This is a genomic window from uncultured Nostoc sp. (assembly GCF_964245445.1).
Classification (GTDB): Bacteria; Cyanobacteriota; Cyanobacteriia; order Cyanobacteriales; family Nostocaceae; genus Nostoc.
The window spans coordinates 1-3,861 of record NZ_CAXTNE010000449.1; the positions used below are offsets into that span (position 1 = coordinate 1).

General features: G+C 35.3%; 4 protein-coding genes. All 4 read left to right on the forward strand.

Annotation, left to right across the window (positions count from 1 at the left end; translation table 11 throughout):
- Positions 1 to 514: 514 nt before the first annotated feature.
- The 4 genes from ACFE90_RS36965 (at position 515) to ACFE90_RS36980 (ending at position 3,834) form a co-directional block, all read left to right on the forward strand.
- Positions 515 to 1,801 carry a proton extrusion protein PcxA gene (locus ACFE90_RS36965; protein ID WP_375507205.1) on the forward strand — a complete coding sequence of 429 codons (1,287 nt, stop codon included), beginning with the start codon at positions 515 to 517 and terminating at the stop codon, positions 1,799 to 1,801.
- A gap of 76 nt (positions 1,802 to 1,877) precedes the next feature.
- A complete protein-coding gene (locus ACFE90_RS36970; protein WP_375507206.1) occupies positions 1,878 to 2,360 on the forward strand; it encodes a hypothetical protein in 483 nt (160 codons plus the stop codon).
- A gap of 193 nt (positions 2,361 to 2,553) precedes the next feature.
- On the forward strand, positions 2,554 to 3,423 hold the full coding sequence (locus ACFE90_RS36975) for a polyphosphate kinase 2 family protein (protein WP_375507207.1): 870 nt from the start codon (positions 2,554 to 2,556) through the stop codon (positions 3,421 to 3,423).
- Between the two features lie 96 nt (positions 3,424 to 3,519).
- A complete protein-coding gene (locus ACFE90_RS36980) occupies positions 3,520 to 3,834 on the forward strand; it encodes a chemotaxis protein CheB (protein ID WP_375507208.1) in 315 nt (104 codons plus the stop codon).
- Positions 3,835 to 3,861 lie beyond the last annotated feature (27 nt).

Consider the following 3,861-nt stretch of genomic DNA (forward strand, 5'->3'; position numbering starts at 1 on the left):
CCCCTGCCCCCTGCCTCTAAAACGATGGGATATTTTTTTATTTGGAAGTCCCTTAGAACTGCCTTATCCCAACGACTTGCTTATAGCATCGCAAAAGACAAGGTATGCACTAATGACAATGACTACTTAATCAAAAATCCTCAAATTCTACTTGTTAGACAAGCTGACTGAAACTAACTCAAGATATATCTATTTTAGGTTTTTGACAATATTTCTAAATAAAGCTAAAAAATCTTAACAGGCTAAGTCTCTACAAAGCTTGCTATATTAAGCTTTAAAGTGTAATTTTGTATTCATGTCACACTAGTCTTTACCGACAATGGCGATCCGAGTCGATTTAAAATTATAGAAAATCGCCCTTTCCCTGTACCTAATCCTCTAATACGTCTACACCCAAAATAATAAAATTATCTAATATATCTATGGGTAATGATTAATAATATTTTAAACTAGATATTACCCATTTTTAATGTTTATATAACTATTATACGCATTATATAAAGAATCATATATAATGAAAAATCCCTTCGCCAGAACAGCAAATTTATTTCGCCAAAATCTCAAAGATTATTTGCGATCGCTTAACGTTTGGTTTTTAGATACACCAGAGAGGGCACTCTTAGAAGCTCAACAAGCCGCTCAAAGAATTAAAAACATTGAGATAGAACATTTTGACGGCAAGAAAATATCTTCAGAATCAGTAAATTATACTGAAAATGTGATGTCTTATTGGCAAGGATACCTCGAGAAGAATTTAACTACTATCAAAGTAAGACTTATAGAGTTTCGTCTTAGTCGAAAAATTTTAAATATCTCTAATTCTGTATTGTTAGAGAATCTGAAAATTATTAATGAAGTTGTAGAGAGGTACGCTCTAAAAAATGAAATAATTAGCAACAATGCGTTAATATCAACTTCTCAACCACTACAAGTTAACCAGAGCGAAATCAACAAACAGTTATCATCTAATCTTAATCATATCCGGCCTCAACCTCCATCTCAACAAGTTAGATTACCATCGAGGTCTATGGGTCAAAGACTGAATAGAATCAAAGTAGATTTTGTACCGCAGACGGAAGAAGAGTTTGTTAGAAATTACCGACTTTCTAAAAATAGGACAAAAATTTCTATTAGATTTATATTAACGTTAATTATTGTACCATTTTTAACTCAGCAATTATCTAAGAATTTTTTAGTATATCCCATATTAGAAAGAAACAAAGAAAACAATATAACCCAAATTTTTATCAATTCTGATATGGAAAAAGAAGCTCTCCATGAATTGCATAATTATCAACAAAGCTTGAGGTTTGAATATTTCCTAAATCAAGCACCACAAATTTCTTCAGAAGTAATAAAAGAAAAGGTAAAAGACAAAGCCATTGAGATAGCTGAAGAATTTCACGTAAAACATAATAGTGCTATTAGTAATGCATTTGCTGATTTAATATCACTAATTTCTTTTAGCATCATTATCATGATAAGCAAAAAAGAAATTGTGATTTTGAAATCTTTTATAGATAATATTGTTTATGGACTAAGCGATAGTGCCAAGGCTTTTTTAATTATTCTCTCTACAGATATATTCGTAGGATTTCACTCACCAGAAGGATGGGAGGTTATTCTTGAAGGATTGGCAGAACATTTAGGGCTGCCAGATAATAAAACCATAGTATTTTTCTTTATTGCTACATTTCCCGTGATTTTAAACACTATCTTTAAATACTGGATATTCAGCTATCTGAGTCGCTTATCTCCCTCAGCATTAGCTACATTAAAAGAGATGGACGAGGGGAATTGATAATTTATAATTATTTTGGCGTGTTTGTCTGTTGATTCGCTAGGCTATGTATATCCTGGTTCTTCTAAAGTGTACTATGGATTTTGAAAGCAAAGCTAATGCCCCAACTCCTACAGACAACATAGAGTTTGCTCAACCAACTACTAGCCGTAAGCCATTAGAATTGCTGCGAGATACTGAGGCTTTGCTACGCCACCGAACCGTAGCAACACTATCACCGATTTTGCCACCAAAACTGAGCAATAAATTTCAAGCAACGTCATCTTTGGCAGATGATTCTTTTAAGGAATTGGCAGAAATTGACCTAGATACTATTAGTGATTTTGAACTGCGACATGCACGAATTGGTGTTGGCTTAAGCTTTGTTGGTTTTGGGGCGCTGATGATATTAGTACTGCTGCTGTACTTAAACACGTTGTGTCCAGAACTCAGTGCGGGTGAGCAAATTCGGCAATATTGGTATCAATATGTTTGGTTTGTCAGTTTGGGTGTTGCAGGGATGTTTATGTTGGCACGTGAAGCGATGCGTCCTATACCAAGGCGACGGAAATTAAAATAGCAAGTGCTGAATAAAAGTAATTCGTAACACCTTACGAATTTGCGTAGCCTGTTGCAAACAGACGCTGTACTTACTTTGCTTAAGAGTAGGGGTACGCCTACGTCATTAAGTTTTATAACAGGAATTTAGAAAGAATCACAAAACTTACCGATGATTAAAGAGAGACTTAAACTCCCAGAATTGGTTAAAAGTTATGAATCACGATGCTTTCATTGTTCCACCAGGTTCAAAGATTTCTTTGAAAAAAAACTATGACCCAGCTTATAAAACTGAGTTTCATGAAAAAGCTGATGCTGCAACTAAATTACAGGCAGATATTGAACGACTAGCAAATTACCAAAATATTCTCTACGCTCAAAACACTTATGCCTTGTTGATTATTTTTCAGGCAATGGATGCTGCTGGTAAAGATAGCACAATTAAACATGTGACCTCTGGTGTGAATCCGCAAGGATTTCAGGTATTTAGTTTCAAGGGGCCTAATGCAGAAGAATTAGACCATGACTACCTGTGGCGAACAACTAAGGCTTTACCAGAAAGAGGTAGAATTGGAATATTCAATCGTTCATACTATGAAGAAGCGCTAGTGGTTCGTGTCCATCCAGAAATACTGAAAAAACAACAACTTCCCCACTTACCTGAAAGGAATAAGATATGGAAACAGCGTTTTGAAGAAATCAATAATTTTGAAAAATATTTGGTAAATAATGGTGTAATTATTCTGAAGTTTTTTTTGAATGTCTCAAAAGCAGAGCAAAAAAAACGCTTCTTAGAACGGATTGACTTTCCTAAAAAAAATTGGAAGTTTTCAGATAGCGATGCCCGAGAACGAGCTTTTTGGGATGATTATATGAATGCTTATGAAGAAGTTTTCAACAACACTAGTACAGAATGGGCCCCGTGGTATATTATTCCTGCCGATCGCAAATGGTTTACACGGCTGACTGTTGCCAATATCATCTGCACAAAATTACAAGAATTAAATCTGCAATACCCAACAGTTAGTGAGGAACATAAACAGCAACTTTTGCAGGCAAAACGCATTTTAGAACAGGAGGATTGAGTTATTCTCTTAATAAATAAAGGTTAAAAATAACATATATTTGGATTAAAAATGAAAAGTTTTCAATTTATTAATGATTTTTGTAAATAAAGAAGTTTGTCTGATAGTGACAGCCAAAAAATCATGACTCAGATGGCAGAAAATGCCAAAAATTATCTACCTCACTTTAAGAATGCTGCCTTTGATATTGTGGCGATCGCAGCCTCAGCAGGCGGTCTAACTGCTTTAATTAAACTGCTATCGATACCTCCAGAATTTACAGCCGCGATCGCCATTGTGCAACACCTCGCGCTCGAATATCTGTCGCTTATGGCAGAAATTCTCAGTCGGCGCACAGGTTTTACAGTCAAAAAGGCAAAACAAGGAGATTGCCTTACCCCAGGAAGGGAGCAACGCGATTTGGTGAGGTAGGATCAAAAACCAGCGATCGCTAACAAC

Bases quoted from the DNA above. Each gene is read 5' to 3' on its own strand.
- ACFE90_RS36965 (WP_375507205.1), top strand. From the start codon at position 515: ATGAAAAATCCCTTCGCCAGAACAGCAAATTTATTTCGCCAAAATCTC.
- ACFE90_RS36970 (WP_375507206.1), top strand. From the start codon at position 1,878: ATGGATTTTGAAAGCAAAGCTAATGCCCCAACTCCTACAGACAACATA.
- ACFE90_RS36975 (WP_375507207.1), top strand. From the start codon at position 2,554: ATGAATCACGATGCTTTCATTGTTCCACCAGGTTCAAAGATTTCTTTG.